The organism is Boseongicola sp. (assembly GCF_057460485.1).
The window spans coordinates 1-23,219 of sequence record NZ_JBVCWP010000034.1 but is presented as its reverse complement, the minus strand read 5'-3'; the positions used below and the strand labels follow the sequence as shown (position 1 = coordinate 23,219).

Sequence of the window (23,219 nt, the reverse complement as noted above, 5' to 3'; positions counted from 1 at the left end):
TGGATGTCGTCGTGGTCGCCGATGCTGTAGGTGCGGATGGTCCGGTTAAGTTGGGCGTGCGCCCCGAGCATATGGAATTGGACGACGATGGTTCCTTGCATGTCACAGTTAAGATGACGGAACTGCTTGGAGCAAATACGCTGTTTCACGGCAAACTCACCAATCATCCCCAAAGCTTCACGATAAGTCCGCAAGGCGTGCACCCTATGAAGAGTTCAGGCCAGAAAATACGGTTTTCGGTTCAAGCTGGACAGGCCCATGTTTTTGATGCCACGAATGGGCTGCGGCGCACGGGCTGAGCAGGCCGAAGCAACGTCATTTCCCAGTGTCCATCTGCCGCCGGTGTGACGGATGGTATTAGCGCGAAACTGACGGGCAGTCCTGAAAAGAAATAATTTGCGCCAACCATCCTCGCGTGTCAGTTGGGCACAACTTTAAGGTGGAGACCTCCTCGGATGACTGACCGACTGACGATACTTTTGAAGGAACGTGACTGGCTTTTGGCCGATGGCGCCACCGGGACAAACCTGTTCAATATGGGTCTAATGGCGGGTGATGCGCCGGAGTTCTGGAACGTCAACGAGGCCGCAAAAATCAAAGCGCTCTACAAGGGCTCGGTTGATGCTGGCTCGGATATCTTTCTCACAAATACTTTTGGCGGCAATGCCGCGCGTCTGAAACTGCACGACGGGCAAGATCGTGTGTTTGATCTCAACAAAGCGGGTGCCGAGATTGGTCGCGAGATTGCTGATGCTTCGGGCCGTTCGGTGGTCGTAGCAGGCTCGGTCGGCCCCACGGGGGAAATCATGGAGCCGTTGGGGGCGCTGACTTATCCCGGCGCGGTCGAGATGTTCCACGAGCAAGCTGAGGGTCTGAAGGCGGGCGGCGCGGATGTCCTTTGGGTCGAGACCATCAGCGCGCCTGAAGAATTCCGAGCTGCAGCTGAAGCCGCCCTTCTGGCCGGCATGCCGTGGTGTGGCACGATGAGTTTCGACACGGCGGGACGCACAATGATGGGGCTGACCAGTCAGGGGCTGTCAGACCTTGTCGGCAAGCTTGATCACGCGCCTTTGGCGTACGGCGCGAACTGTGGTGTCGGCGCGTCGGATTTGTTGCGTACGATCCTTGGATTTGCAGCGCAGGGGTCCGAGACGCCTTTGATTGCAAAGGGGAATGCGGGTATTCCGAAATATGTTGACGGACATATCCACTATGACGGCACACCCGATCTGATGGCCGAATATGCCTTGCTGGCACGCAATTCAGGCGCGACCATTATTGGTGGCTGTTGTGGGACAACCCCGGATCATCTTGTGAAGATGCGAGCTGCGTTGGAAGAAACTCCAAAGGGCGAGCGCCCGACGCTTGATCAGATCACGGCAGCTTTGGGTGGGTTTTCATCCGCATCGGATGGAACAGGCGATGATGTACCAGTTTCGACGCGTCGCAGCAGTCGGCGGCGGCGCACTTAGGCGTTTAGAAGCGTCTTTGCCGCAACGCGTGCCGCATCCGTGACCGTGTCACCCGACAGCATACGCGCGACTTCATCAATCCGTTCAAGATCGTCCAGAGCGACAACTGTGGACAGGGTTGCGCCCTTGGTCACACTCTTTTCAACGCGCCAGTGATGCGCGCCCCGTGCGGCTACTTGAGGTGAATGAGTGACCACAAGCACCTGAGAATCCACCGATAATTCCGCCAACCTTCGCCCCACAGCATCGGCAGTTGCCCCACCAACGCCGCGGTCGATTTCATCAAATATAAGGGTCAGACCATCGACGCCCGAAGTAAGGCATACCTTTAGAGCCAGCAGGAACCGGCTTAACTCGCCGCCCGACGCAATCTTGTTCAAGGCACCTGAGGGCGCGCCGGGATTGGTCGCGATGGTGAAGGCGACCGTATCACGACCATCTGGCCCTGCATCCGTTTCGGCGATGTCCGTCGCGAATACAGCGCGCTCGAGCTTCAATGGAGCAAGCTCTTTGGCCATGGCCGTATCGAGCGCCTCGGCCGCCTGCGCGCGCGCCGCACCAAGCGCGTCGGCTGCGGTATCATAGACGTCTTCTGCGTCCAAAACGGCTGCTTTCAAGTCCGCAAGTTCGGCGGCACCACCATCAAGCGCGGCCAGTTTGGCACCGAGTGTTTCCGTCAGGTCCGACAAAGCGTCCGGCAATACATTGTGTTTTCGAGCAAGTGCACGGATAGCAAATAACCGCTCTTCGACGCGCTCAAGCTCGCTCACATCAAAAGCCAGCGCTTCGAGGGCGCGCGCAACCCCGTCTTCGGCGTCTCCAAGTTCGACCATAGCACGCTCTAGGGCGGCCATAGGCGTATCAAGCGCGCCCTCCGCCTGCTCTGCCGCCTCATCAAGCCATCGCGATGCATCGCGCATCATTCCTTCGGCGCCGCCTGACCCTAGAGCCGTGTACGCGCGCGTTACGTCTTCGCGGATTTTTTCAGCGCCCTGCATCATACGACGACGGCTATCAAGGCTCGCATCTTCGCCAGCGTCGGCCGACAACTCGGTCAGTTCGCCAACGGCATGGCGCAGAAAATCTTCTTCCTCGGCCAATGCCGCCGCAACCTCTTCAGCCTCGGTCAAAGCGGCACGTGCGCCCTGAAGATCACGCCAAGCCGCGCGACATCGCGCAACCAGATCGTCCAGATCACCGAAAGTGTCCAGAAGACGACGGTGGCCGCTGGGGTTCAGTAATCCGCGGTCATCGTTCTGACCGTGTAACTCGACCAAAGTGTCGGACAGCGCCCGCAACACTTCGCCAGAGGCGCGACGGTCATTTACCCAAGCGGTTTTGCGCCCGTCGCGGGCGTTTACCCGGCGCAATATCAGAGTGTCGCCGACAGGTAAGCCAGCCTCGGCAAGGACAGCACGTGCGGGATGATCCACCGTCAGATCAAACTCTGCGATGACCTCGCCCTGATCTGCCCCTTCGCGAACCAACTCGGCACGACCACGCCAACCAAGGACAAAACCAAGCGAATCCAGAAGGATAGATTTACCGGCACCGGTTTCCCCGGTCAGTACATTAAGGCCCGGCTGAAGCAACAACTCCAACCGGTCGATGATTAACATGTCTCGTATTTCGAGACTTCTTAGCATCGGATCAGAGCCACTCGCCGCGGATCACCTGTCGGAAGATCACCGACAGCCAGTTGTCTCCGGAGGTTTCAGGGCGCAAACCTTGGCCCGTCAAAAGCGCAAAACTGTCCTCGTACCAAACGGTCGACTGATAGTTGAAGCCAAGGATCGCGCCGGCGGTTTGGGCTTCATCGGTCAGACCCAGAGCAAGATGGGCTTCGACCAATCGGTGCAAAGCTTCTGGCGTATGGGTGGTCGTCTGGAAATCTTCGACGACAACGCGGAACCGGTTTATCGCCGCCACGTAGTGGCCGCGCTTTAGATAATAGCGCCCGATTTCCATTTCCTTGCCACCAAGGTGGTCAAAAGCAAGGTCGAATTTTAAAATTGCAGAACGCGCGTATTCGCTGTCTGGGTACTGTTCGATCACATCGCGAAGCGACTGAAGCGCCTGAAAGGTCAGACCCTGATCACGGCCGACATCGTCGATTTGATCGTAATAGGACAGCGCAAGGAGGTATTGCGCCCATGCGGCGTCTTCATCGGCAGGATATGTTGTGAGAAACCTTTGCGCCGAGCCGCGGCTGGCTTCGTAGTCACGATCACGATGATAAGAGAATGCTTGCATCACCAACGCCCGACGCGCCCACTCGGAATAGGGATAGAGACGTTCGACTTCTCCGAAAAAGCGCGCGGCTTCGGCGGAGTTTCCCTCAGACTCCAGCTCGAACTCCGCACGTTTGTAGAGTTCTTCCGCAGAAAAGCTTTCGAGCGGACGATCGACTTCACGTCCGCCTAACGCACCGCAGGCCGACAAGGTCAGCACGGTCACGGCAAACATCACAAAACTGCGGAGCGCAGACCCACCCAAACGCATCAAAACTCGCTTTCTATTACGAACTTATCGTGTTCGTAGCACAGAAAATTCTGGGGCAAAATGGCCAAAGGAAGCGCGAAGACGTGTCAGGCTGCAATCAGTGAATAGTCCGCATCGCTAAGACCAGAGCCTGGAAGCTGCGAAACACGGCTTGGATCACATTCGACAAGGCGAAACGACGTCGGGTCAGCGAAGACTGCGTGCAGCAGAAGGTTTGTCAGCGCATGGCCTGCTTTATCACCGGTGTAACGACCAAGAATTGGGCCCCCTGCCAGCGCAAGATCACCAAGAGCGTCAAGCATCTTGTGACGGACAGGTTCATCGTGGTGACGCATACCGCCCGGTGTCATGATGGCGTCTCCATCCACCACAACTGCCGATGTGACGTCGCCACCAATGATCTTACCTTGCGCACGCATCGCATCGATGTCGGCTTTGCGGCAGAATGTGCGACTGTCACAAAGCTCGCGCACAAAAGCACCGTTCGCCATATCAAGTGATTTTTCCTGATAGCCGATTGCGGCATCGGAGAAATCGATTTCAAAATCGATCGTGAACCGGTCGCTTGGCTCGAGCGTTGCGGAGGCATCACCGCGCGTCACGGACACCGGCTTCAGGATTTCAAGAACACGCACCGGTGCATTAAGTTGAACGAGGCCGCGCGCAAGTATGCCAGTGACGAACTGTGCAGAGGAGCCGTCCATCAGGGGCACTTCAGGGCCGTCGATTTCGACAAGGGCGTTGTGAACACCGCAGCCGGCAAGGGCGGCCATAACGTGTTCGATGGTCGAGACGCTGACGCCATCTGCATTCGCGATACGGGTACAAAGCTGTGTATCGTTCACGGCGCTCCACCGTGCTGGAACCAGTGGATCGCGGTCTTCGATATCGGTCCGGTGGAACCAGATCCCGTATTCGGCCGATGCGGGCTGGATCGTCATACGGACGATGCGCCCTGTATGCAGACCAGAGCCTGTGAAAGTCACAGATGATTTCAGAGTTGTTTGCACGATCGTACCTGTTTTTTTGGTCAGACACTGCCTCATGATCCGACAACCGTTAGCTAGGCGGGGCGCCGCGTCACCTCAACACAATCATTGTAACAGTCTGAAACATCACTGTTACATTTGGGCGAATTGCCGCCAAACGTCTGCACTACGCGCACTAAATCATTATAATAAAAAAGAAAAAGGTCGGCTCTTGCCGACCTTTCCCATGCAAATTAGTGACGCGACGTTAGTTCGCTTGACGGCGCAAGAAGGCTGGAATCTCGATCCGCTCTTGCTCTTCCGACACTTCCTGCTGTGGTTCAGACCGTGCAAGGTTGGGCTGTTGGCGTGCCATTTGAGGCTGTCTTTCGCCACCCTGAGCCCCTGACATGCGGTTGATCAGGTTGTTAATCCCAAAGCGCGGACGCTCGTCAACGGGGGTAGCTGCCGCTGTCGGCGAGGGTGCAACTGCCGCGGGGCGACGTGCCTCGCCCGGAAGATATCCGGCCATGGAACCCGGCGCACGACCAGTCACCCGCTCAAGACGTGCAAGCGCTTCAGGAGATGGTGTTCCTGGTACGGCGCGGCCTTGTGGTGTGACAGGCTGATGCGAGAAGGTGGCTTCTGGCGCCTGCTCCGCGGCAGGTTCGGGCTGCGGCTGATACGCCGGAAGCGGCAAACCGTCTTGCGCGACAGCAGGCGGAATGTCCTCGAACAGCGATGGCTCGACCTGCTGTGCGGCGACGACATGAGCGACGGCTGGCTCAAGCGGCGCGTCCATTGCGGGTGCGGGCTGATGTGCAAGCGGCTCGGACATTTTGCGACGCTGGATCGGCGCGTCCATCATATTTGAATTTGCATCAATGCCTGTCGCGACAACGCTGACGCGCATAACACCTTCCATACCAGTGTCGAGCGTCGACCCCACGATGATGTTCGCGTCGGCGTCGACTTCTTCGCGGATGCGATTCGCAGCTTCATCAAGTTCGAACAGCGTAAGGTCGTGCCCGCCCGTGATGTTAATGAGGACGCCCTTTGCACCCTTGAGGCTGATCTCGTCCAGAAGCGGATTGGCGATGGCCTTTTCGGCGGCTTGAACCGCGCGATCTTCGCCTTCGCCTTCGCCGGTTCCCATCATGGCTTTACCCATCTCGTCCATCACAGCGCGAACGTCTGCAAAGTCGAGATTGATAAGGCCCGGGCGAACCATAAGGTCGGTCACGCCCTTAACGCCCTGATACAGAACATCATCGGCAAGCGAGAACGCTTCGGTGAAGGTTGTTTTCTCATTGGCAAGACGGAACAGGTTTTGGTTTGGAATAATGATCAAAGTGTCGACCATCTTTTGCAGAGCTTCGATGCCCTCTTCCGCCTGGCGCATCCGCTTAGCGCCTTCAAACTGGAAGGGTTTGGTAACCACGCCAACCGTCAGTACGCCCAATTCACGCGCAGCCTGGGCAATGATCGGAGCCGCGCCCGTGCCTGTGCCTCCGCCCATACCTGCTGTGATGAAGCACATGTGAGCGCCTGCAAGGTGGTCAACGATCTCTTCAATCGTTTCTTCTGCCGCAGCGGCGCCAACAGAAGGGCGCGCGCCTGCGCCAAGACCCTCGGTTACGCGAATGCCCATCTGAACTTTTGTCGATGCGACAGACTGTTGAAGCGCCTGCGCGTCTGTGTTGGCAACAACGAATTCGACGCCCTCAAGCTGCTTATCAATCATGTTGTTCACAGCGTTACCGCCAGCACCGCCGACACCAAAAACGGTGATCCGTGGCTTGAGCTCTTCGTGGGTGGGCATCGTTAAATTCAATGTCATTACTCAATCCGCCTGTTGTTATCGCACCCCCGGGCAGGGGCGCCCTTATTTTCGGCCTGCCGCCGACGTTTGGGTCCTTGGACATTACCGCGTGGACGACGTCAGGTCACCCCGATTCGCGGCGAAAGACACCAAATATGGCAATTTTTTGACCGCCACACCCAGCATCTTGGTCGAACGGCAAGATCATGCGGATTTCAATTACATAGCCACTAAAGCTCACACAATCGGCCTTCAAGATGCGCCTGAATGCACATCTAAGAGTTGTAATCCGATAATGGAGTGACCTGCTCCGCCTCTCTCACGGTTCTTTCCGAACCTTGTGGATAACTTAACAGATTCGGTTCGGGCCGTCGCCTAAAAAGTGCGCCGTAGACCCGCGAAAGGCGGGCCTTTGCCGATTGATCTTTGGCGAAACGCAGCGCTCTGAACCACGTGCCCTGCTCACCAGTTATCCCGGAACCAGCGCACGGCCCGCTTGAAAGAACGATGGGCATTCCGGTCGGTTGGCATTTCAAAGTCCCACCATTCGTCTTGCGGGTGAGAAGCGAAGAGGCTGAGGCCAACAGCACTGGCAAAGGCCGCTCCGGTCACGGCCTGCGGCAGGCCTTGAACACGAAGCGGGCGACCGATACGGATGCCTTGGCCAAGTATTTTTGGCGCAAGTCGATCAAGGCCCGGGATTTGACTGCCACCGCCAGTCAGCACAATCTGTTGCGATGGCAGATGTTCAAATCCGGCCGCATCCAGGCGTTCGCGCACCTCTTCGAGAATCTCTTCCACACGGGGGCGCATGATACCAATAAGTTCCGCGCGGCTGACGGTGCGGCGATCATGCTCCCAATCGCCGGTTTCGCCGCCAATTTCGATCAGTTCACGGTCGTCCATGCCGGTCGCCACAACGCCTCCGTGGAACGTCTTCATGCGTTCGGCGACGGCAGTTGAGACTTGCAGACCTTTTGAGATGTCTTGCGTGATGTGTTCGCCGCCCATGCGGATACTGTCTGCGTATATCATGTGCTTCTTGATGAAGATCGAGAGGCCCGTGGTGCCCCCACCAAGGTCAATGCACGCGCTGCCAAGTTCCTGTTCGTCTTCCACAAGTGCTGACATGCCGGACATATACGCCGACGACGCAAGCCCCGCCAGTTCGAGATCACAGCGCTTCAGGCAATAGATCAGGTTCTGCAAAACAGAGGTATCTACCGTCAGCATATGCATGTCGCAGGCAAGGCGCTGACCGATCTGGCCACGTGGGTCTGTAAGCCCCGAGCGATGGTCGAGGGCAAAGTTGACAGGCTGCGCATGGAGTATATCACGCTCCAAGCCATAGTCAGGGACATCGCAGGACGCCAAAGCACGCGCGACGTCCTGTTCATCGACCACGTCCCCGTCAACTAGGACGGTGCCCGCAAGTCCATACGAGCGAGGCTGGCCGCCAGACAGGCACGCAATCACATGGTCCACACGCACGTTCGCCATCTTTTGCGCGGCTTGCACTGCGGTGCGTATTGCGCGCTCGGTTTCCTGAATGGCGCAGCTTTCGCCAAGCTCGACGCCGCGCGACCGGGTGGTCGCGGCCCCAATAACGCGGAACCGGCTTTGTCCGGCCATTGCGCCAATGCCTTCGCCTTCGGGGAGACCTGTTGCGCTGTCGAACCTGAGGATCAGGCAGGCGATTTTGGACGTACCAACATCCAAAAGCGCGATAACTCCGCGTTGCATCGCAGCGCGGCGCATGGCGCGCATGGCGCGCTGGCTTTCGTAGAGATCGGTCATCTGAGGGTGTCCCTGGTCTCGGTCAGTTCGATGTCTGTCATGGCGTCAATTGCCCCTGTTGTAAGACGTAGCACCGGGCGGCGTGGGTTGCGAAAGTCGATGGCCGCAATGTCGCGGGCCAGAAGATCCTGTGCGCCATCAAGGGCGATGACTTTTTTCAATGCGGTTGTGGGGTCGCTTTCCGGCAGTTGAATGCGTTGGTCGCGATCCAAAACAAGATCCCAACGGCGCTCTCCCACGCGCAAGAGGCCGCGAAGGCGCGGCGCGATGGGAGCTGACAGAGCGATCAAGTTCAAAGCCTCGGGCACTGCATCATGGGCACCCTGCCCGACGATCAACGGCAAATCCGAGCGGTCACTGCGCATCGCAACGGTTGAGACACGGTGTCCGTCACGGTCCAAAAGACTGAGGCCTTCTGCCTCCCGCCAAATGATCGCGGGAACACGTTCGGTCACATCAATGCTAAGCACACCTCCGCCGCGTATTTGCACAGCAGCACTTTCGACCGCGTCCAGTGTTTCGACCGCAGCGCGGATTGCATCAAGGTCGAGGTCAAACGACGACTGCGGAAAATCAATGGCAAGGATACTACGGATATCGACGGCCACGGTTTCAGTGACGTCTTCGACGGCCATCATACGGACCATAAACTCGGGCCGTTCCTGGATTTGGCGGCGCAATTCAGCGATCCGGTCCGAAGCGTCCTCGCGGCGGTCTGTGTCCGAGGCCCAAAACGCGCCAATGCTGGCAACGATTAAAACCGGGAGCCCGTAGCGCAGGAAAGTTCTGAAGCGCGGCGTCAGCATGAGCCGGTTCATACGGTAGGCAAGGCGCGATGGGGCGGGATCTCTCATCTGTCGCATGAGGCGTCTTTCACCAACCAGTCGCACAGATCAGGAAATGACATTCCAAAGTGTTGGGCCTGTTCGGGCACAAGCGAGGTTGGCGTCATGCCGGGCTGGGTGTTGGTTTCAAGCGTGATGAGGCCGTGCAGGCCCTTTGTGTCATCCCAGCGGAAATCAGTGCGAGTCAGACCGCGACACCCAAGAGCGTTATGGGCAATGACCGCGTGGCTCATGCAGGCCTCGGTAATTTCGGCAGGGATGTCAGCGGGAAGAACATGGTGCGAGCCCCCCGGCGCATATTTGGCGTGATAGTCGTACCAGCCGTCGGTGACGATCTCGGTCACGCACAATGCGCGATCCTCAAGAACCGAAACCGTGAGCTCGCGACCCGGAATGTAAGCCTCGACCATAAGCGTTTGAGGCATGTTCTCGGCAATAAGGGGTGGTTCACTCGCGCCTTCGGGCACGATATAGATACCGACCGACGAACCTTCGTTGTTCGGCTTGATGACGTAAGGCGGGGCCATGACATGGCTGCCTGCAACCTCGTCGCGGGAAAACAAATGACTTTCTGTCACAGGAATACCAGCACGGCGGAAGACCGCCTTGGTGCGTTCTTTATCCATGGCCAGAGCAGAGGCGAGTACGCCAGAATGTGTGTAGGGGATTTGGAGCCACTCAAGGATGCCCTGAACGCAGCCGTCCTCGCCCCAACGTCCATGCAGCGCATTGAAGACGGCGTCGGGCGCAATTTCAGCCAAACGCGCTGCCACATCAGGCCCCGCGTCCAGCTCAACCACATCATAGTCTTTCACCCGCAGTGCGGCCGCACATTCCTTACCAGACGATAAAGACACCTCGCGCTCGGCCGAGTGTCCGCCCAGTAGAACCACAACTTTGCGGGATGTCCTGCTCGACATTCCCGAAACTCACTTATTTTCGGACCGTTTTCGGTCTCGTTTGCCTATTCAGTCCAAAGTTGGACTAGTCGTCTGCCTCAGGAACCGGTTTTCCGACCCTCATGATTTCCCATTCTAATCTGATTCCCGCGTGCTCGAACACCCTTTGTCTGACCTCTTCGCCAAGGCCCTCCAGATCAGCGGCCGTCGCCGTGCCGGTATTGACCAGAAAATTCGGGTGTTTGGGCGACATTTGCGCGCCACCCTTTGTCGCTCCGCGCAATCCGGCGTCATCAATGACCTTCCATGCTTTCATCGCGTGGCTGTCATCGGCCTGCCCGGTCGAGCTGAACCCAGCCGGATTTCGGAACGTCGAGCCCGCAGTGCGGTCTTTTGTCGGCTGAGTCGCGTCTCGCTTTGCAAGTTGGTCTTCCATGCGCGCGGCAAGCGCCTGCGGCTCACCGCGATTTGCCTCGAAGGTTGCCGAAAGAATGATGGCCTCATCGGGCAAGTCGGACTGACGGTAGCGGAAATTCAGCTCATGAGGGCCAAGCGTTACATGCTCTCCTGACCGAAGCATTACGTCTGCGGAAACAAAATGGTCGGCGACATAGCTGCCATAACATCCCGCGTTCATCCGCACAGCGCCGCCGATTGCGCCGGGGATAGTCCGCAGAAACGTCAAGTCCAGCCCCGCGGCGGCGGCTTTTCGTGCGACATGCGCGTCCAATGCCCCGGCGCCTGCGGTCACTTGTGTTCCGTCTATCTCAGTGCCGGCAAAGGCCCGCCCAAGGCGGATGACCACGCCCCCTAGTCCACCATCGCGCACGATCAGGTTCGAGCCGACCCCTATCGCGAAGATAGGAACGTCCTGGGGCAGCATTTTCAGGAAGGTCGCAAGGTCGTCAGCATCGGACGGAAGAAACAACCAGTCCGCAGCCCCCCCGACGCGTAACCACGTCAAAGAGGACAGGTCATAGCCTGCCGTCAGCCGTCCGTTTACGGGAATATCGTCGATCTTATGCATTGGTCCGGAGCTACCATCCTGCGGCGCGCGAAACCAGAGGGTTCAAACGCGCGCCTGAAGGCGTTGCCGTCAGCATTATCGCGCGATTGGTGCGCCCGTCACGGATCGCATCCACCGCCAGAGATGGAGTACCGGCCAGCGCAGGATCGACACAGCAGCAGCCAGCACAAGTAGTCCGATCCAGATGCCATTTTCCCAAACCACGAGCCCAAGAAGCGGGACGCCAAAGGCCATCAGCACATAGGCCGCAGGCCAATGCTTTTTTTTCGAAGGGAACATCGCGATGACATTGGCGAGAATGCACCAAAGGCAAGCGAGCGAAAGCGAAAGCGTCATGGGGCGACCTCCTTTGACGATCGGGCTTTATTCCAGATGTGCCAAAGGGGCCGACGGAACATTGAGATGAATGCGAAAAGGCCGATCAGGCTTGGCAAGATACCATGCTCCCATCCGATCCAGCCGATCAAAAGGGGTGCTGCGATTAGCAAAAGGATTCCCGGGGGGAACTGAAGGCGCATAGGCAGCGTCGCAACAACCGTTGCAACGAACACCCAGATACATCCGAAAATCAGCGAAAAGCTCATTCCGCGTCTCCTTTGCAGGAGGGTTAAGGGGGAAATACGGCAAGCCTGTGACGAAAGCCTCAAAAAAGCGAAAGCTGGTCGCCTCTGCGAGGGGGCGGCGCGAACAGGTCGCAGCGCAAATCGGGAAGCTTGGAAGCAAGCCCCAATCGCTTGCACTGCAGCGCAAATCTGCGAGCAATCAGTTGCGCATATTTTCCCTGCCCGGTCATGCGCTGGCCCCAGTTTGGATCATAGTTCTGCCCACCGTGGGTTTCGCGCACCCGTGCCATCACACGAGCCGCGCGATCTGGAAATGCTGCCGCCAGCCATTCGATGAATAACGGTGCGACTTCGCGCGGCAGCCGCAACATGATCCAGCTTGCAGCAATCGCCCCTGCATCCGCACCCGCCTGCAGGATGGCTTCGATTTCGTGATCCGTCAGACCCGGAACAACAGGGGATGTCATGATGCGAACCGGGCAGCCTGCGTCAGTTAGGCGCTGAATAGTTTTCAGGCGGCGTTTTGGATGTGGCACGCGCGGTTCCATCGCGCGCGAAATTTTTGGATCGAGCGTCGTCACGCTGATCCCGACACGGACTAATCCGCGCTGGCCCATATCGCCCAAAATGTCGATGTCGCGTTCGATCAACGTGCCCTTCGTGACGATCCCGACCGGATGATTGAAGTCCCGTAACACCTCAAGACAGCGCCTCATAATCCGATGTTCCTTCTCAATCGGTTGATACGGATCCGTGTTGGTGCCGATTGCTATTACTTTGGGAACGTAAGATTTCGCGCGAAGTTCTTTGGCAAGAAGGTCCGGCGCGTCGGGGCGTGCAATCAGTTGTGTCTCGAAATCAAGACCCGGCGACATCCCCAGATATGCATGCGTTGGACGCGCAAAACAGTAGATGCAGCCATGCTCGCAACCCCGGTAGGGATTAATCGAGCGATCAAAGGAGATATCCGGCGATGTATTGCGCGTGATGATCTTGCAAGGCGTCTCAAGGCTTACCTCGGTGCGAACGCTTGGCAAGTCTTCTGCGATCTCCCAGCCATCATCAACACGGTCTCGGTCAAACCGTTCGAACCGTCCCGGGCGGTTAGACTGGGCGGCGCGGCCACGGGCATTTGGGTCAGCGGTATGCGTGTTTTGAGGCATTACCACGCCACTAGAACAAAGCATGAACAACATCAATCGAAAAATGTGATGTTGGAGTATGCTTTCCTCGCCTAACATAACCGCGAGTCAGGTCTTCCGGATATAAATTCCGGGGGGAACTGACGATGACAAACATACTTGCGGCTGTTGCCGTCACCTTGGCGCTGCCTACATCTGCTGACACCGTTGGACCCTTTACCGACCTTGCGGTTTTTTAGCGACAGCCCTAGCGATCCGGGAAACATCTTTATGGCAACAGGCGGCGCGCAGCCGACCGAGGCTTTTTACCCGGACGGCCAGTTCACCGACGGTGACACATGGGCCACTCAGTTGGGCGTGGCCCTCGCCTTCGGAACAACCTTTGCCTCCGGTGACGCGACAGCCGTGGAAAACGGCGACAGGGTTCCTGATTTTGACGTCCAACGCGCGCTTTATCAGGCCGCAAACCTGGGTCTTGGGGACACCCCTTGGCCGTCGCGGCCTTCGACGGCAATGACTTGCGCGTCGTGTTAGAGCAGCCTTTACCGACGACTTTAGAAGAACAAGACGCGTTTCAGATATTTGTTGGTTCTCTCATACAAAGCGTGGACACCACGATCGTTCTTGGGGTCAAAGACCCTATTCAAACAGGCCTGAACGATATCGTCGCGTTCGGCCCGCCAGACCTCAAGGTTATCCCCGGTGTGGCGAACGATGCCGCGCTAATTTTCACTGTTGAGGGTATTGTGGATGCGTTCAAAGAAACGCCTAAAGGCGTAATTGCGGTATTTGACGCGCCTGAATCGACAGCCGACGTGACCTTTTTCGACGCAACCGCGCTTCAGGACCGCATCCTTGCCAAAAGCAATGCGCTTGGGTTAACCAGCATAACGCAAGCTTGCCTGACCGAGACGTTTTTCTGTGGCGATGACGTAAACAGCAATTTGCTCTTCGACGGTCTGCACCCGACCCAAAAAGTTCACAGCGAGCTGGCCCGTGCCATTCTTGAAGCCGTGACACCTGCCCCCTTCCGGGCGGCGTGTCGCGTGCATTGGGCGGTTTAATGTTGCTCGGAGGGCTCGCTAAACGACGCAAAGTCGCGACCGCATAAGTTTTCGTCGTAATCCGGCGTTTATTGTTTGTTGGTATTAGCTTAACTCTGGCGTAACGCGGGCGAGGAGACACGTGCATGTCGGATGAAGCAGACGACGATATCGTACTGGATGAACTTGATGACGGCGAGTTAGTGCTGCAAATGCACGACGACCTCTATGACGGTCTGAAAGAAGAGATCGAAGAGGCTGTAAATATCCTTCTTGGGCGGGGCTGGATCCCTTACAGAGTTCTGACCGAAGCATTGGTTGGTGGCATGACGATCGTCGGGAATGACTTCCGCGACGGCATTCTGTTCGTTCCAGAAGTGCTTTTGGCCGCAAACGCGATGAAGGGTGGCATGTTCATCCTGAAGCCGCTTCTGGCCGAAACCGGCGCGCCGCGCATGGGCAAAATGGTGATCGGCACGGTGAAAGGCGACATTCATGACATCGGCAAGAATTTGGTATCGATGATGATGGAAGGCGCCGGTTTCGAGGTTGTGGATCTTGGCATTAACAACGCGGTTGAAGCCTACCTTGAGGCGATGGAAACCGAAGAGCCTGATATCCTTGGGATGTCCGCGCTTCTGACCACCACTATGCCTTACATGAAGGTCGTGATCGACACGATGGTCGCGCAGGGCATCCGGGACGATTACGTTGTTCTGGTAGGTGGCGCTCCGCTGAACGAAGAGTTTGGCAAAGCCATTGGCGCAGACGCCTATTGCCGGGATGCGGCGGTTGCCGTGGAAACCGCAAAATCGTTTATGCAGCGAAAGCATAATCAGATGGCCGCCAACTAGGGTGCTATTTGATGAGGTGCTGGCCAGAGTTGCCGCAAATCAATAGGCTTCAGGCATGACGCGCCCGAGCCTTCCAGATGACGATACACTGACACATAACGGCTTGGACGCTTCGCGCGTCGGGCGTGTGTTGGTTTTGGCATGTGGTGCCTTGGCCCGTGAAATTCTTGCGGTCACGAAGGGCAACGGATTTCAACATATCGACCTGCACTGCCTGCCAGCAATTTTGCACAACCATCCCGAACGCATCGTTCCTGCCGTCACCGAAGCGGTTGCGGCATATCGGGAAAGTTATGAGACGATTTTTCTGGCTTATGCCGATTGCGGTACCGGCGGGCAATTGCAAAAAGCGGCGCGGGACCTTGGCGTGACGATGTTGCCTGGACCTCATTGCTATGCATTCTTTGAGGGAACCGACGGGTTCGTTGAACGCGCGGCGGACGAATTCACGGCCTTTTATCTAACGGACTTTCTCGTGCGCCAGTTTGACGCGTTTGTCTGGCAGCCGCTAGGTCTGGACCGGCACCCAGAATTACGGGACACATATTTTGGACATTATGAAAAGTTGGTCTATCAGGCCCAGACCGACGACCCTGCCTTGACCGCACTGGCCATTGAGGCCGCTGCGCGACTTGGACTTGAGTTTGAATACCGCTTTACCGGCTACGGCGACTTAAAAGTATCTTTGGAAGATTTTCGCGACGCACCGTAACGCATTTTTAACCCTCACCGTGGTATCGCTTGCGCATTTTTTGGTTGAGGCGAAATATGTGATTCAGACTTGGTGTCGTTTTAGCGTGAGATGGATGGGCCGGCGTTCCCTCGGCCGGCTCTGTCGAGCCGTGGTTTGACACGACGATGAACCGCCCACGATTATTTTGGAAATAGGTACATTTACGATGAATAATGTGCTGCACACCTTCCGCAGTCACTTTATCAACACTGAATTTGTTGGTGCAACGCCTGAGGCGTCGGTCGTTCTGATACAGATCACCCTCCTATTGGGAGGTTTGATCAATTGTCTGCGGCGCGGATTCGGCAGACCTGACTATCCGGTCTTGCTTGCGGTCATCGCCAGATCGCGCACCCGTTGGATCATTGCGCGCAATCCGTTGGACCGTTGGGCCGACAAATGGTCGTTTAATCCAAGGCGGCCAAGTTCGCCTGCGGCATCTACCTTCAGCACATCAGAGACCGTCAAGCCTTCATAAAGCGCGTGCAGAACCGCAATAAGGCCTTGCACGATCATTGCATCGCTTTCACCACGAAAGCGAAACACCGCATCGGGGCCAGCGCCTTCAATCTCGGGAAGCAGCCATACCTGACTGGCGCAGCCATCCACCTTGGTCGCGGGAACGCGGAACGCGTCTTCCAGCGGCGGCATCGCCTTGCCCATGTCGATCACATGGCGATAGCGATCTTCCCAGTCTTCGAGAAATTCAAAAGTTTCAGCGATATCTTCAAACGCGTCAGTGGCCATGGTGTCCTCGTATCTTTCAAATTCGATCTAGGCCTCGAAAGTGCAAAGGTCCAGCCACGTGGACTTTTCTTGTCGCTCGGTTTCCGATAGCAGAAGGCATCCGGACAAAAGCGGGACAGCACGCATGACGCGAACGAAGTATATAACACTCAGTGTGATGGCGCTTGCCTTGACCGGGTGCGGCATAGGCGACAGTGGACTAAATCCGTTTCGTTGGCTGAGCCAGGAAGAGCCGGTGGAACGCCTAAGCGAGGTGGATATCGCTCCCTTGATTGAGGACCGACCGCTAGTACAAAGCGTCGACGCCCTTGTAAGCGAGCGTTTACCCGGCGGCATAATCATCCGCGCAACAGGCTTACCGCCCTCGCAAGGATGGTTCGATGCTCAGCTGGTGCGCGAAGTGAGCGCCGCGGCCGGCACGGGTGTCATTGTCTATTCATTCCGCGCACGACCACCCGAAGAAAAAACCCGCGTCTCGACAAAGCAATCGCGGGAACTGGTCGCGGGCGCATATTTATCAGACATTGAGCTGGCCGGTATCACAAGTGTACGTGTTTTGTCGGCAAGCAACGCAAGGACAGTTGGCCGCTGATCGGGGCCTCGTCTTTTTCGACCTCTCTGCGTCAAAGCCTCGGTCTGGCGATTGGACTTGTCGGCGCGGTGATTGCAAGTCGTCTCGGGATACCTCTGCCGTGGATGCTGGGGCCGATCCTTCTTGTGACACTTGCGGCCGTTCTGGGTGCAAGTCTCGCGGCGCCTATCCTTCTTCGAAAATTGCTGCTGCCGATTTTGGGCGTGATGCTGGGCTCGGCGTTTTCGCCTAATCTGTTTGGACAAGCTTCAAGCTGGTTGTTCACTATCGCGATTTTGCCGATCTATATCACCGTTGCCTCCGGCCTCGCATTCTTGGTGTATCGCAGAATTGGTGGCTACGACGTCGTCACCGCCTACTTCTCGTCGGCCCCGGGCGGGTTGAGCCACATGATGATAATCGGCTCGGAAGCGGGGGGCGTTGAGCGGCGGATCGCATTGGCCCATGCCAGCCGCATATTGGTCGTTGTCGGATTTGTTTCGTTTTTCTTTTCGGTCGTTATGGATGTGTCGGCCACCGGAAACGCTCGCCTTTATACTGGCTTTGCGGACGTGTCTTCATGGGACCTTGTCATTCTCGCAGCCTGTGCGGTGGCTGGCGCCTGGCTCGGCCCGAAGCTTAGGCTTCCTGCCCCGCAAATCCTCGGGCCAATGCTTTTATCTGCGATCGTGCATCTTGCGGGGCTGACAAATGCACCGCCACCGACGCTGGCTGTCAATACGGCGCAATTGGTAATGGGAACTGTCGTGGGCTGTCGCTTTCTGGGCGTGCCCGCGCGCGAAATCCTGCGCGATTTGGCCCTCGCTAGCTTGGCGTCTGGCTTGATGTTAGTGGTCGCAATTTGCACGGCTTTGATTGTCATGCAGGTATCCGGCATTGGGTTTGGCCAGACATTTCTTACCTTTGCACCCGGCGGGCTGCCCGAGATGAGCCTGTTGTCTCTCGCGATGGGTGCGGATGTTGCTTATGTGGTCACCATCCACGTGCTTCGGGTTACGCTAGTAATCGCGGTCGCCCCGCTTGTGTTCAAGGCACTACGCGCGCGGGTCTAAAGTTCGAAGACCTCGACGGATTGCCCTTTGGCCCGCAACGCCAGCCGACCCTCGCACAGCAATAGCGCGTCCTTGCCAAAGGCCGTGTGCCGCCACCCGGCCAGTGATTTTGCATCACGCCGCCCTGCTGCGATTTCATCGAGATCGGCCGAGCTTGCAATCAGTTTTTGCGCCACGCCCAGTTGCTCGGACTTCGCTTTAAGCAAAACCCGCAGGAGATCGGCAAGTGCCGGGTTCACCTGCATCTTGTCGCGCGATCTATCCGGTTTGGGCTGATCTTCGGCAGGCGTTTCAATGCCAACCTTCACGGCCAAAAGAATACCCTCAGCAATGTCGCCCTTGCGCGCCTCGCGCAACAAAAGCCTTGAGCGGCTCAGGTCTTCCAGCGTCGCAGGCCGTGTGGAGGCCAGTTCAAGCAAAGCATCGTCCTTGATCACCCGGCTACGTGGAATGTTCCGCGTCTGTGCATAGATTTCTCGAAATTTTGCCAACTCACGGACGACCGCCAAAAACCGGCCAGAGTTTGTGCGCGTCTTCAGCCGCTTCCAGGCGTCGTCAGGCTCGACAACATAGGTCGCCGGGTCCTCGAGAACGCCAAGTTCCTCCTCGACCCATTCGCGCCGATCCGACTTTTCGAGGCCCGCTGCGAGGAATTCATAAATCACCCGGAGGTGCGTTACATCCGCAAGGGCATAGGTTTTTTGCGCGTCCGTCAGGGGGCGGCGCGACCAATCTGTGAACCGCGACGACTTATCGAGCGGGGCATGGGCTATTTTGCGCACAAGCGTTTCATAGCCAACTTGTTCACCAAAGCCTGCAACCATTGCCGCGACCTGTGTGTCGAACAGCGGTTTTGGAATGACACCACCCTCGATGAAGAAAATCTCTAGGTCCTGGCGCGCCGCGTGGAAGACTTTTACCACATTCTCATTGCGAAAAAGCTCATAGAGCGGTTCTAGCGTCATAGCTTTCGCAAGGGGGTCGACCAGAACCGCGTCACCTTGCGCGTCTCCCGGGATCGCCAGCTGAACAAGGCAAAGCTTTGAATAGTACGTGCGTTCGCGAAGGAATTCGGTGTCGACAGTTACATAAGGCGCAAAAGCAGCACGCTCGCAAAACACAGCAAGCTCTTCGGTCGTTGTCAGAGTGAGCATTTCTTTAGGTCTGTCCTCTATTCGGAGCGTTCGGCGTTAATAGGGCTTTCAGAGCCGGTGGACAAGATGACCGGTGTTCTGTCCCCGACTGCAAAGCGACGCAAAACTGCCGGGTACAAAAGGTGTTCCATTCCTAAGACCCGTCGCGCCAAGGCATCGGGTGTATCATCAGGCAAGATGGGAACGCGAGCTTGGCCAAGAACGGGGCCGCCATCCAAGACATTTGTCACCTCGTGGACGCTGCATCCGGCTTGCGCGTCTCCGGCGTCTATCGCGCGGGCGTGGGTGTGAAGGCCGGGATACTTTGGCAAAAGCGATGGATGAATGTTCAATATTCGCCCGGCCCACCGGGTCACGAAGATTGGTGTCAGGACGCGCATAAAACCGGCAAGGCAAATGATATCTGGAGCTGCTGCCTCAAGAACAAGGTTAAGCTCGGCCTCAAAGGCTTTTCGATCCTGTCCGAACGGGCGATGATCAACGACAGCGGTCGGAATTCCAAGATCAACCGCTTTTGGAAGGCCGCCAGCATTCGGCCGGTTTGACAAAACCACTACAGGCCGCGCCGGGTGGTCGGCCGTCATGTCCCGGGCCAGCGTCAGCATGTTCGATCCACCGCCCGAAATCAGGACAGCAACGCGCTTCACGCGATGAGGCCGCGATATGTGACGCCCTCGCCTGCGGTGACCCGCCCGATCACCGTCACGTCGTGCCCGTCGTCTGAGAAAGCCTGCGTCGCGCGATCCACTTTGTCCGCCGGAACCGCAGCAATCATGCCGATGCCGCAGTTGAAGGTCTTCAGAAGTTCGCGGTCTTCGATCCCGCCCTGTCCTTGCAGCCATTGAAAAACTGGCGGAAGCGACCAGCTTTCAAGATCAATCACGGCCCCAAGCCCTGACGGCAGCATACGCGGCAGGTTTTCGGTCAAACCGCCCCCCGTGATGTGCGCTAACCCATGTAAGACGTCGCCTTCGGCGATCGCGTCGACCGCACCTTTGACGTATATGCGGGTCGGGCGCAGAAGGTCCTCGCCAAGCGTCACATCCGAATAGGGGCTTTGTGCATCCCATCCGAGGCCACTTTTCTCGACAATTCGACGCACCAGAGAATAACCGTTCGAATGGACCCCGTCGCTTGCCAATCCAAGGAGAACATCGCCCTCTGCAACGCCATCGGGCAGTGTGCGACCCCGTTCCATCGCGCCGACCGCAAATCCCGCAAGATCAAAATCACCGTCAGAATACATGCCCGGCATTTCGGCCGTTTCGCCACCGATCAAAGCGCATCCAGCGCGTTTACACCCCTCGGCGATGCCTTCAATGACCTCGGTTGCATGATCGACGTCCAGCTTGCCTGTCGCGAAGTAGTCGAGAAAAAACAACGGCTCTGCGCCCTGACAAACGAGGTCGTTCACACACATAGCCACAAGGTCAATGCCAACGCCGCCCGCAATACCCGTGTCGATCGCAATCTTCAGCTTTGTGCCGACGCCGTCCGTTGCTGCGACCAAAATCGGGTCATTGTACCCGGCCGCCTTCAGATCAAAAAGTGCGCCAAACCCCCCAAGGCCAGACATCGTCCCTGCTCGAGACGTCCGCTTGGCGGCTGGCTTGATACGTTCCACCAAGGCATTCCCAGCATCTATATCGACGCCCGCCTCAGCATATGTCAGCCCATTTTTGATCATCGCAATTCTTCCCTCGACGCTTGGCACGCGATACCGGATCAAAAGGCGGCTGTCCACGGTCCGCCGTCTGCTTCTTGACCGGGCGCTGACGTCTGGTATTGCGATGCTCGGCGGGCCTGTAGCTCAATTGGTTAGAGCAGAGCGCTCATAACGCTTTGGTTGGGGGTTCGAGTCCCTCCGGGCCTACCAAACTCCGCCGTGATTTCGATGGACGTAAACGTAGTTGCGTTGGTTACTTCGTGGATTGCGTCGCCCTAAACCATATTGAAATTATAGCTATATTGTCTTTTTTCTTGGGCCGTGAGATGTGAAATTCAATTTAATACACAAAACGGAGAACCAGAATGGTAATCAAAGCCCTCAATAAGATGTCCCTGAAAGAGTTAAAAGCACAGCGCGCCGAAGTAGACGCCGCTATTTCCAACTTTGAAGAACGTCGAATCAATGATGCGAAAAAAGCAATTGAAGCAGTTGCGAAAGAGCATGGCGTTTCCATTGGAGATATTTACGGTGTCGGGAAGAAACGTAAAAAAGCAAAAGCTGCTGCCAAATTTGCGAACCCCGATAATGCCAGCGAAACATGGTCGGGTCGCGGTCGTCAGCCGGCTTGGTACAAGACGGCTGTCAGTGACGGGAAGTCCCCGGAAAGCATGGAAATTTAAAGTTCTGGAGGCCACTAAAGCTTAGCGTGGCAATACAATTGCCGCGTGCAAACCACCAAGGTCTGCGCTGTCGGATAATACAATCGACCCGCCATGTTGGCGCGCAATATCCCCCGCAATTGCCAATCCCAGTCCGACTCCAGAACCTGCATCCTGATTGCGGGACTGATCAAGCCGCGTAAATGGCTTAAGCGCCGCTTCGCGCAATTCAGAGGGAATTCCCGGGCCGTCATCTTCAACAGAGATCGAAACGAACTGCTCCGAAAGTGTAAGGCTTACGCGGGCCTTCGAACCATATTTTATTGCATTGCCAATTAGATTGCCGATTGCCCGATCAAAGGCCGGAGCGCGCAACGTGATAGGATCTGTCTTCGCCATTTCCCCAAGGCTAACGGCGCCACCTGCCCGAACCGCTTTATTGACCGCGTCGTGTATAAGCGGCGTCGGATCAATACGCTCGGGTTCGCCCAGCGACTCGCTGCGGGCAAAATCCAGAAACGCGTCAAGCATTTGCTGCATCTCGTCAACATCGCGCACCATGTCGTCGTTTTCCGGACTGTCGGACATGCTGATCGCAAGCCGCAGCCGGGTTAAAGGCGTTCGCAAGTCGTGACTGACCCCAGAGAGCAGAAGCGTTCGTTGCTCAATCTGGTGCTCAATCCGATCGCGCATCTGGATAAACGCATTCCCGGCCTCACGGACTTCTGCCGCGCCAGCAGGGCGAAACGCAACTGACCTTCCCTTTCCGAACGCGGAAGCTGCAGCCGCCAGCCGACGAATTGGACGCACCTGCCCGCGTAAATACAGCAGCGCAATCATCACCATCAACGCTGACGTGACACCGATCAGAACCAGAAACTGGTGCGGATTGCGTGCCGACAAACGCGTGCGCGGAATTTCAAGCAGCACAGCGCCATGAACCGAATTGATCGCAATCAACGCAAACCCTTTGCGCGATGTCAAATCTACAGTGTCAATGCCTGCAACCTGTTCCCGCAGGGTCGCTGTGACGGTACGTCCCGACAGATCAAGTCCTGCCCGCTGCTCAACCAAAGGTCGGTCAAGAACAGAAACCTCTAGCCCTAGGGGGGCGGCGATTTCTCGTGCGGCTATTAAAGCGCTTTCTGAGGTTTCGCTGGCATCGACCCGAGACAGGATCAACACGATTTCATTTGCCACGCCTTCCGTCATCTGGCGGGTGACGTCCTCGTAAAGCCGCTGGATGAAGACGATCGACATCACCAAAAGAATCGTCCCAACCGGCACCAGCAAGATCAGCGTCGCACGGCCAAAAAGAGAACGCGGCATAAACTGCTTGAGAAACTGTCCAATCATCCCCAAAGCCTAAGCATGCGACGCACCAAAGAGGAAGTGCCGATGACGCGCCCACCCGTTGGAACTGCCATAGAAATCGCCCCGGGTGTACGATCGATCCTTGCGCCCAATTCCGGACCGATGACCTATTGGGGCACCAATTCTTATATTCTTGGCGAAACCGAACTTGCCATCATTGATCCAGGTCCTGACGATGCGGGGCATATTTCGGCGCTTCTGGAAGCAACTGCGCAAAGTAGTGTGACTTATATCCTTGTGACCCACGCCCACGCCGATCATAGCGCAGCCGCAGGGGTGCTGTCCGCGCAAACAGGCGCGCCAGT

26 protein-coding genes and 1 tRNA gene are annotated in these 23,219 nt (G+C 57.0%); 11 read left to right on the top strand and 16 right to left on the bottom strand.

Annotation, left to right across the window (positions count from 1 at the left end; genetic code table 11):
* Both AC221Y_RS06825 and bmt read left to right on the top strand, forming a co-directional pair.
* Window positions 1–299: TOBE domain-containing protein (locus AC221Y_RS06825; protein ID WP_486707040.1), on the top strand; the 299-nt coding region annotated here is incomplete at its 5' end.
* Between the two features lie 156 nt (window positions 300–455).
* The gene (bmt, locus tag AC221Y_RS06820; protein ID WP_299754019.1) at window positions 456–1,472 is read left to right on the top strand and encodes a betaine--homocysteine S-methyltransferase; all 1,017 of its coding nucleotides are present in this window, start codon (window positions 456–458) and stop codon (window positions 1,470–1,472) included.
* Here bmt and recN read toward each other — a convergent pair.
* The 11 genes from recN to AC221Y_RS06765 form a co-directional block, all read right to left on the bottom strand.
* Entirely contained in the window at window positions 1,469–3,118 is a 1,650-nt protein-coding gene (gene recN / locus AC221Y_RS06815) for a DNA repair protein RecN (protein WP_299754020.1), read from the bottom strand. The two genes, bmt and recN, sit on opposite strands and share 4 nt — an antisense overlap.
* Before the next feature lie 4 nt (window positions 3,119–3,122).
* On the bottom strand, window positions 3,123–3,974 hold the full coding sequence (locus AC221Y_RS06810; RefSeq protein ID WP_486707039.1) for an outer membrane protein assembly factor BamD: 852 nt from the start codon (window positions 3,972–3,974) through the stop codon (window positions 3,123–3,125).
* Between the two features lie 86 nt (window positions 3,975–4,060).
* Window positions 4,061–4,984 carry a UDP-3-O-acyl-N-acetylglucosamine deacetylase gene (gene lpxC / locus AC221Y_RS06805; RefSeq protein ID WP_299754022.1) on the bottom strand — a complete coding sequence of 308 codons (924 nt, stop codon included), beginning with the start codon at window positions 4,982–4,984 and terminating at the stop codon, window positions 4,061–4,063.
* Window positions 4,985–5,210: 226 nt separating this feature from the next.
* Window positions 5,211–6,782, bottom strand: coding sequence for a cell division protein FtsZ (ftsZ, locus tag AC221Y_RS06800; RefSeq protein WP_486707038.1), 1,572 nt, complete (start codon window positions 6,780–6,782; stop codon window positions 5,211–5,213).
* Window positions 6,783–7,226: 444 nt separating this feature from the next.
* A complete protein-coding gene (ftsA, locus tag AC221Y_RS06795) occupies window positions 7,227–8,561 on the bottom strand; it encodes a cell division protein FtsA (protein ID WP_299754024.1) in 1,335 nt (444 codons plus the stop codon).
* Window positions 8,558–9,424: a cell division protein FtsQ/DivIB gene (locus tag AC221Y_RS06790; protein ID WP_299754025.1), complete on the bottom strand. Its 867-nt coding sequence runs from the start codon at window positions 9,422–9,424 to the stop codon at window positions 8,558–8,560. Before AC221Y_RS06790 ends, ftsA begins: the two co-directional genes overlap by 4 nt.
* A complete protein-coding gene (locus tag AC221Y_RS06785; RefSeq protein ID WP_486707037.1) occupies window positions 9,412–10,326 on the bottom strand; it encodes a D-alanine--D-alanine ligase in 915 nt (304 codons plus the stop codon). The genes AC221Y_RS06790 and AC221Y_RS06785 overlap by 13 nt, the downstream gene beginning before the upstream one ends.
* Window positions 10,327–10,390: 64 nt before the next feature.
* On the bottom strand, window positions 10,391–11,332 hold the full coding sequence (gene murB / locus AC221Y_RS06780) for a UDP-N-acetylmuramate dehydrogenase (protein WP_299755322.1): 942 nt from the start codon (window positions 11,330–11,332) through the stop codon (window positions 10,391–10,393).
* Between the two features lie 75 nt (window positions 11,333–11,407).
* A complete protein-coding gene (locus AC221Y_RS06775) occupies window positions 11,408–11,668 on the bottom strand; it encodes a DUF2484 family protein (RefSeq protein ID WP_299755324.1) in 261 nt (86 codons plus the stop codon).
* On the bottom strand, window positions 11,665–11,916 hold the full coding sequence (locus tag AC221Y_RS06770; RefSeq protein WP_299755326.1) for a DUF2484 family protein: 252 nt from the start codon (window positions 11,914–11,916) through the stop codon (window positions 11,665–11,667). Before AC221Y_RS06770 ends, AC221Y_RS06775 begins: the two co-directional genes overlap by 4 nt.
* 59 nt (window positions 11,917–11,975) lie before the next feature.
* The gene (locus AC221Y_RS06765; RefSeq protein WP_486707036.1) at window positions 11,976–13,058 is read right to left on the bottom strand and encodes a PA0069 family radical SAM protein; all 1,083 of its coding nucleotides are present in this window, start codon (window positions 13,056–13,058) and stop codon (window positions 11,976–11,978) included.
* Between the two features lie 249 nt (window positions 13,059–13,307).
* Between AC221Y_RS06765 and AC221Y_RS06760 the strand changes: the two genes are divergently transcribed.
* The 4 genes from AC221Y_RS06760 to AC221Y_RS06745 all read left to right on the top strand — a co-directional run bounded on the left by AC221Y_RS06760 (window position 13,308) and on the right by AC221Y_RS06745 (window position 15,646).
* Window positions 13,308–13,571: a hypothetical protein gene (locus AC221Y_RS06760; RefSeq protein ID WP_486707035.1), complete on the top strand. Its 264-nt coding sequence runs from the start codon at window positions 13,308–13,310 to the stop codon at window positions 13,569–13,571.
* Window positions 13,526–14,101, top strand: a complete 576-nt coding sequence (locus tag AC221Y_RS06755; RefSeq protein WP_486707034.1) for a hypothetical protein — start codon at window positions 13,526–13,528, stop codon at window positions 14,099–14,101. The genes AC221Y_RS06760 and AC221Y_RS06755 overlap by 46 nt, the downstream gene beginning before the upstream one ends.
* A gap of 125 nt (window positions 14,102–14,226) precedes the next feature.
* Window positions 14,227–14,934 carry a corrinoid protein gene (locus AC221Y_RS06750; RefSeq protein WP_299755334.1) on the top strand — a complete coding sequence of 236 codons (708 nt, stop codon included), beginning with the start codon at window positions 14,227–14,229 and terminating at the stop codon, window positions 14,932–14,934.
* A gap of 55 nt (window positions 14,935–14,989) precedes the next feature.
* Window positions 14,990–15,646 (top strand): DUF1638 domain-containing protein, encoded by a 657-nt coding sequence (locus tag AC221Y_RS06745; protein ID WP_486707033.1) that lies wholly within the window; start codon window positions 14,990–14,992, stop codon window positions 15,644–15,646.
* Between the two features lie 336 nt (window positions 15,647–15,982).
* On the opposite strand, the gene AC221Y_RS06740 is transcribed toward AC221Y_RS06745, so the two are convergent.
* The gene (locus AC221Y_RS06740) at window positions 15,983–16,414 is read right to left on the bottom strand and encodes a SufE family protein (protein ID WP_486707032.1); all 432 of its coding nucleotides are present in this window, start codon (window positions 16,412–16,414) and stop codon (window positions 15,983–15,985) included.
* A gap of 124 nt (window positions 16,415–16,538) precedes the next feature.
* Here AC221Y_RS06740 and AC221Y_RS06735 point away from each other — a divergent pair, with 124 nt between their 5' ends.
* Window positions 16,539–17,006: a hypothetical protein gene (locus AC221Y_RS06735; RefSeq protein WP_486707031.1), complete on the top strand. Its 468-nt coding sequence runs from the start codon at window positions 16,539–16,541 to the stop codon at window positions 17,004–17,006.
* A complete protein-coding gene (locus tag AC221Y_RS06730; RefSeq protein ID WP_486707041.1) occupies window positions 17,003–18,058 on the top strand; it encodes an AbrB family transcriptional regulator in 1,056 nt (351 codons plus the stop codon). The genes AC221Y_RS06735 and AC221Y_RS06730 overlap by 4 nt, the downstream gene beginning before the upstream one ends.
* Here AC221Y_RS06730 and rnd read toward each other — a convergent pair.
* The 3 genes from rnd to purM are packed head-to-tail and all read right to left on the bottom strand — an operon-like array spanning window position 18,055 to window position 20,899.
* On the bottom strand, window positions 18,055–19,212 hold the full coding sequence (rnd, locus tag AC221Y_RS06725) for a ribonuclease D (RefSeq protein WP_486707030.1): 1,158 nt from the start codon (window positions 19,210–19,212) through the stop codon (window positions 18,055–18,057). The genes AC221Y_RS06730 and rnd overlap by 4 nt on opposite strands.
* Before the next feature lie 17 nt (window positions 19,213–19,229).
* The gene (gene purN / locus AC221Y_RS06720; protein WP_486707029.1) at window positions 19,230–19,859 is read right to left on the bottom strand and encodes a phosphoribosylglycinamide formyltransferase; all 630 of its coding nucleotides are present in this window, start codon (window positions 19,857–19,859) and stop codon (window positions 19,230–19,232) included.
* Window positions 19,856–20,899, bottom strand: coding sequence for a phosphoribosylformylglycinamidine cyclo-ligase (gene purM / locus AC221Y_RS06715; RefSeq protein WP_486707028.1), 1,044 nt, complete (start codon window positions 20,897–20,899; stop codon window positions 19,856–19,858). Before purM ends, purN begins: the two co-directional genes overlap by 4 nt.
* A 112-nt stretch (window positions 20,900–21,011) precedes the next feature.
* On the opposite strand from purM, the gene AC221Y_RS06710 reads away from it, so the two are divergent.
* Window positions 21,012–21,088: transfer RNA gene (locus AC221Y_RS06710), tRNA-Ile, on the top strand.
* A gap of 155 nt (window positions 21,089–21,243) precedes the next feature.
* Complete coding sequence (locus tag AC221Y_RS06705) at window positions 21,244–21,561, top strand: H-NS histone family protein (RefSeq protein WP_299753405.1); 318 nt, start codon at window positions 21,244–21,246, stop codon at window positions 21,559–21,561.
* A gap of 21 nt (window positions 21,562–21,582) precedes the next feature.
* Here AC221Y_RS06705 and AC221Y_RS06700 read toward each other — a convergent pair whose 3' ends face one another.
* Entirely contained in the window at window positions 21,583–22,896 is a 1,314-nt protein-coding gene (locus AC221Y_RS06700; RefSeq protein ID WP_486707027.1) for an ATP-binding protein, read from the bottom strand.
* A gap of 42 nt (window positions 22,897–22,938) precedes the next feature.
* Between AC221Y_RS06700 and AC221Y_RS06695 the strand changes: the two genes are divergently transcribed.
* A partial coding sequence (locus tag AC221Y_RS06695) for an MBL fold metallo-hydrolase (protein ID WP_486707026.1) occupies window positions 22,939–23,219 on the top strand: 281 nt, incomplete at its 3' end.

What these genes read in the sequence shown, in the direction of transcription:
- bmt (WP_299754019.1), top strand. Translation starts at nt 456, where the DNA reads ATGACTGACCGACTGACGATACTTTTGAAGGAACGTGACTGGCTTTTG.
- recN (WP_299754020.1), bottom strand. Translation starts at nt 3,118, where the DNA reads ATGCTAAGAAGTCTCGAAATACGAGACATGTTAATCATCGACCGGTTG.
- AC221Y_RS06810 (WP_486707039.1), bottom strand. Translation starts at nt 3,974, where the DNA reads ATGCGTTTGGGTGGGTCTGCGCTCCGCAGTTTTGTGATGTTTGCCGTG.
- ftsZ (WP_486707038.1), bottom strand. Translation starts at nt 6,782, where the DNA reads ATGACATTGAATTTAACGATGCCCACCCACGAAGAGCTCAAGCCACGG.
- ftsA (WP_299754024.1), bottom strand. Translation starts at nt 8,561, where the DNA reads ATGACCGATCTCTACGAAAGCCAGCGCGCCATGCGCGCCATGCGCCGC.
- AC221Y_RS06790 (WP_299754025.1), bottom strand. Translation starts at nt 9,424, where the DNA reads ATGCGACAGATGAGAGATCCCGCCCCATCGCGCCTTGCCTACCGTATG.
- AC221Y_RS06785 (WP_486707037.1), bottom strand. Translation starts at nt 10,326, where the DNA reads ATGTCGAGCAGGACATCCCGCAAAGTTGTGGTTCTACTGGGCGGACAC.
- murB (WP_299755322.1), bottom strand. Translation starts at nt 11,332, where the DNA reads ATGCATAAGATCGACGATATTCCCGTAAACGGACGGCTGACGGCAGGC.
- AC221Y_RS06775 (WP_299755324.1), bottom strand. Translation starts at nt 11,668, where the DNA reads ATGACGCTTTCGCTTTCGCTCGCTTGCCTTTGGTGCATTCTCGCCAAT.
- AC221Y_RS06770 (WP_299755326.1), bottom strand. Translation starts at nt 11,916, where the DNA reads ATGAGCTTTTCGCTGATTTTCGGATGTATCTGGGTGTTCGTTGCAACG.
- AC221Y_RS06765 (WP_486707036.1), bottom strand. Translation starts at nt 13,058, where the DNA reads ATGCCTCAAAACACGCATACCGCTGACCCAAATGCCCGTGGCCGCGCC.
- AC221Y_RS06760 (WP_486707035.1), top strand. Translation starts at nt 13,308, where the DNA reads ATGGCAACAGGCGGCGCGCAGCCGACCGAGGCTTTTTACCCGGACGGC.
- AC221Y_RS06750 (WP_299755334.1), top strand. Translation starts at nt 14,227, where the DNA reads ATGTCGGATGAAGCAGACGACGATATCGTACTGGATGAACTTGATGAC.
- AC221Y_RS06745 (WP_486707033.1), top strand. Translation starts at nt 14,990, where the DNA reads ATGACGCGCCCGAGCCTTCCAGATGACGATACACTGACACATAACGGC.
- AC221Y_RS06740 (WP_486707032.1), bottom strand. Translation starts at nt 16,414, where the DNA reads ATGGCCACTGACGCGTTTGAAGATATCGCTGAAACTTTTGAATTTCTC.
- AC221Y_RS06735 (WP_486707031.1), top strand. Translation starts at nt 16,539, where the DNA reads ATGACGCGAACGAAGTATATAACACTCAGTGTGATGGCGCTTGCCTTG.
- rnd (WP_486707030.1), bottom strand. Translation starts at nt 19,212, where the DNA reads ATGCTCACTCTGACAACGACCGAAGAGCTTGCTGTGTTTTGCGAGCGT.
- purM (WP_486707028.1), bottom strand. Translation starts at nt 20,899, where the DNA reads ATGATCAAAAATGGGCTGACATATGCTGAGGCGGGCGTCGATATAGAT.
- AC221Y_RS06705 (WP_299753405.1), top strand. Translation starts at nt 21,244, where the DNA reads ATGGTAATCAAAGCCCTCAATAAGATGTCCCTGAAAGAGTTAAAAGCA.
- AC221Y_RS06700 (WP_486707027.1), bottom strand. Translation starts at nt 22,896, where the DNA reads ATGATTGGACAGTTTCTCAAGCAGTTTATGCCGCGTTCTCTTTTTGGC.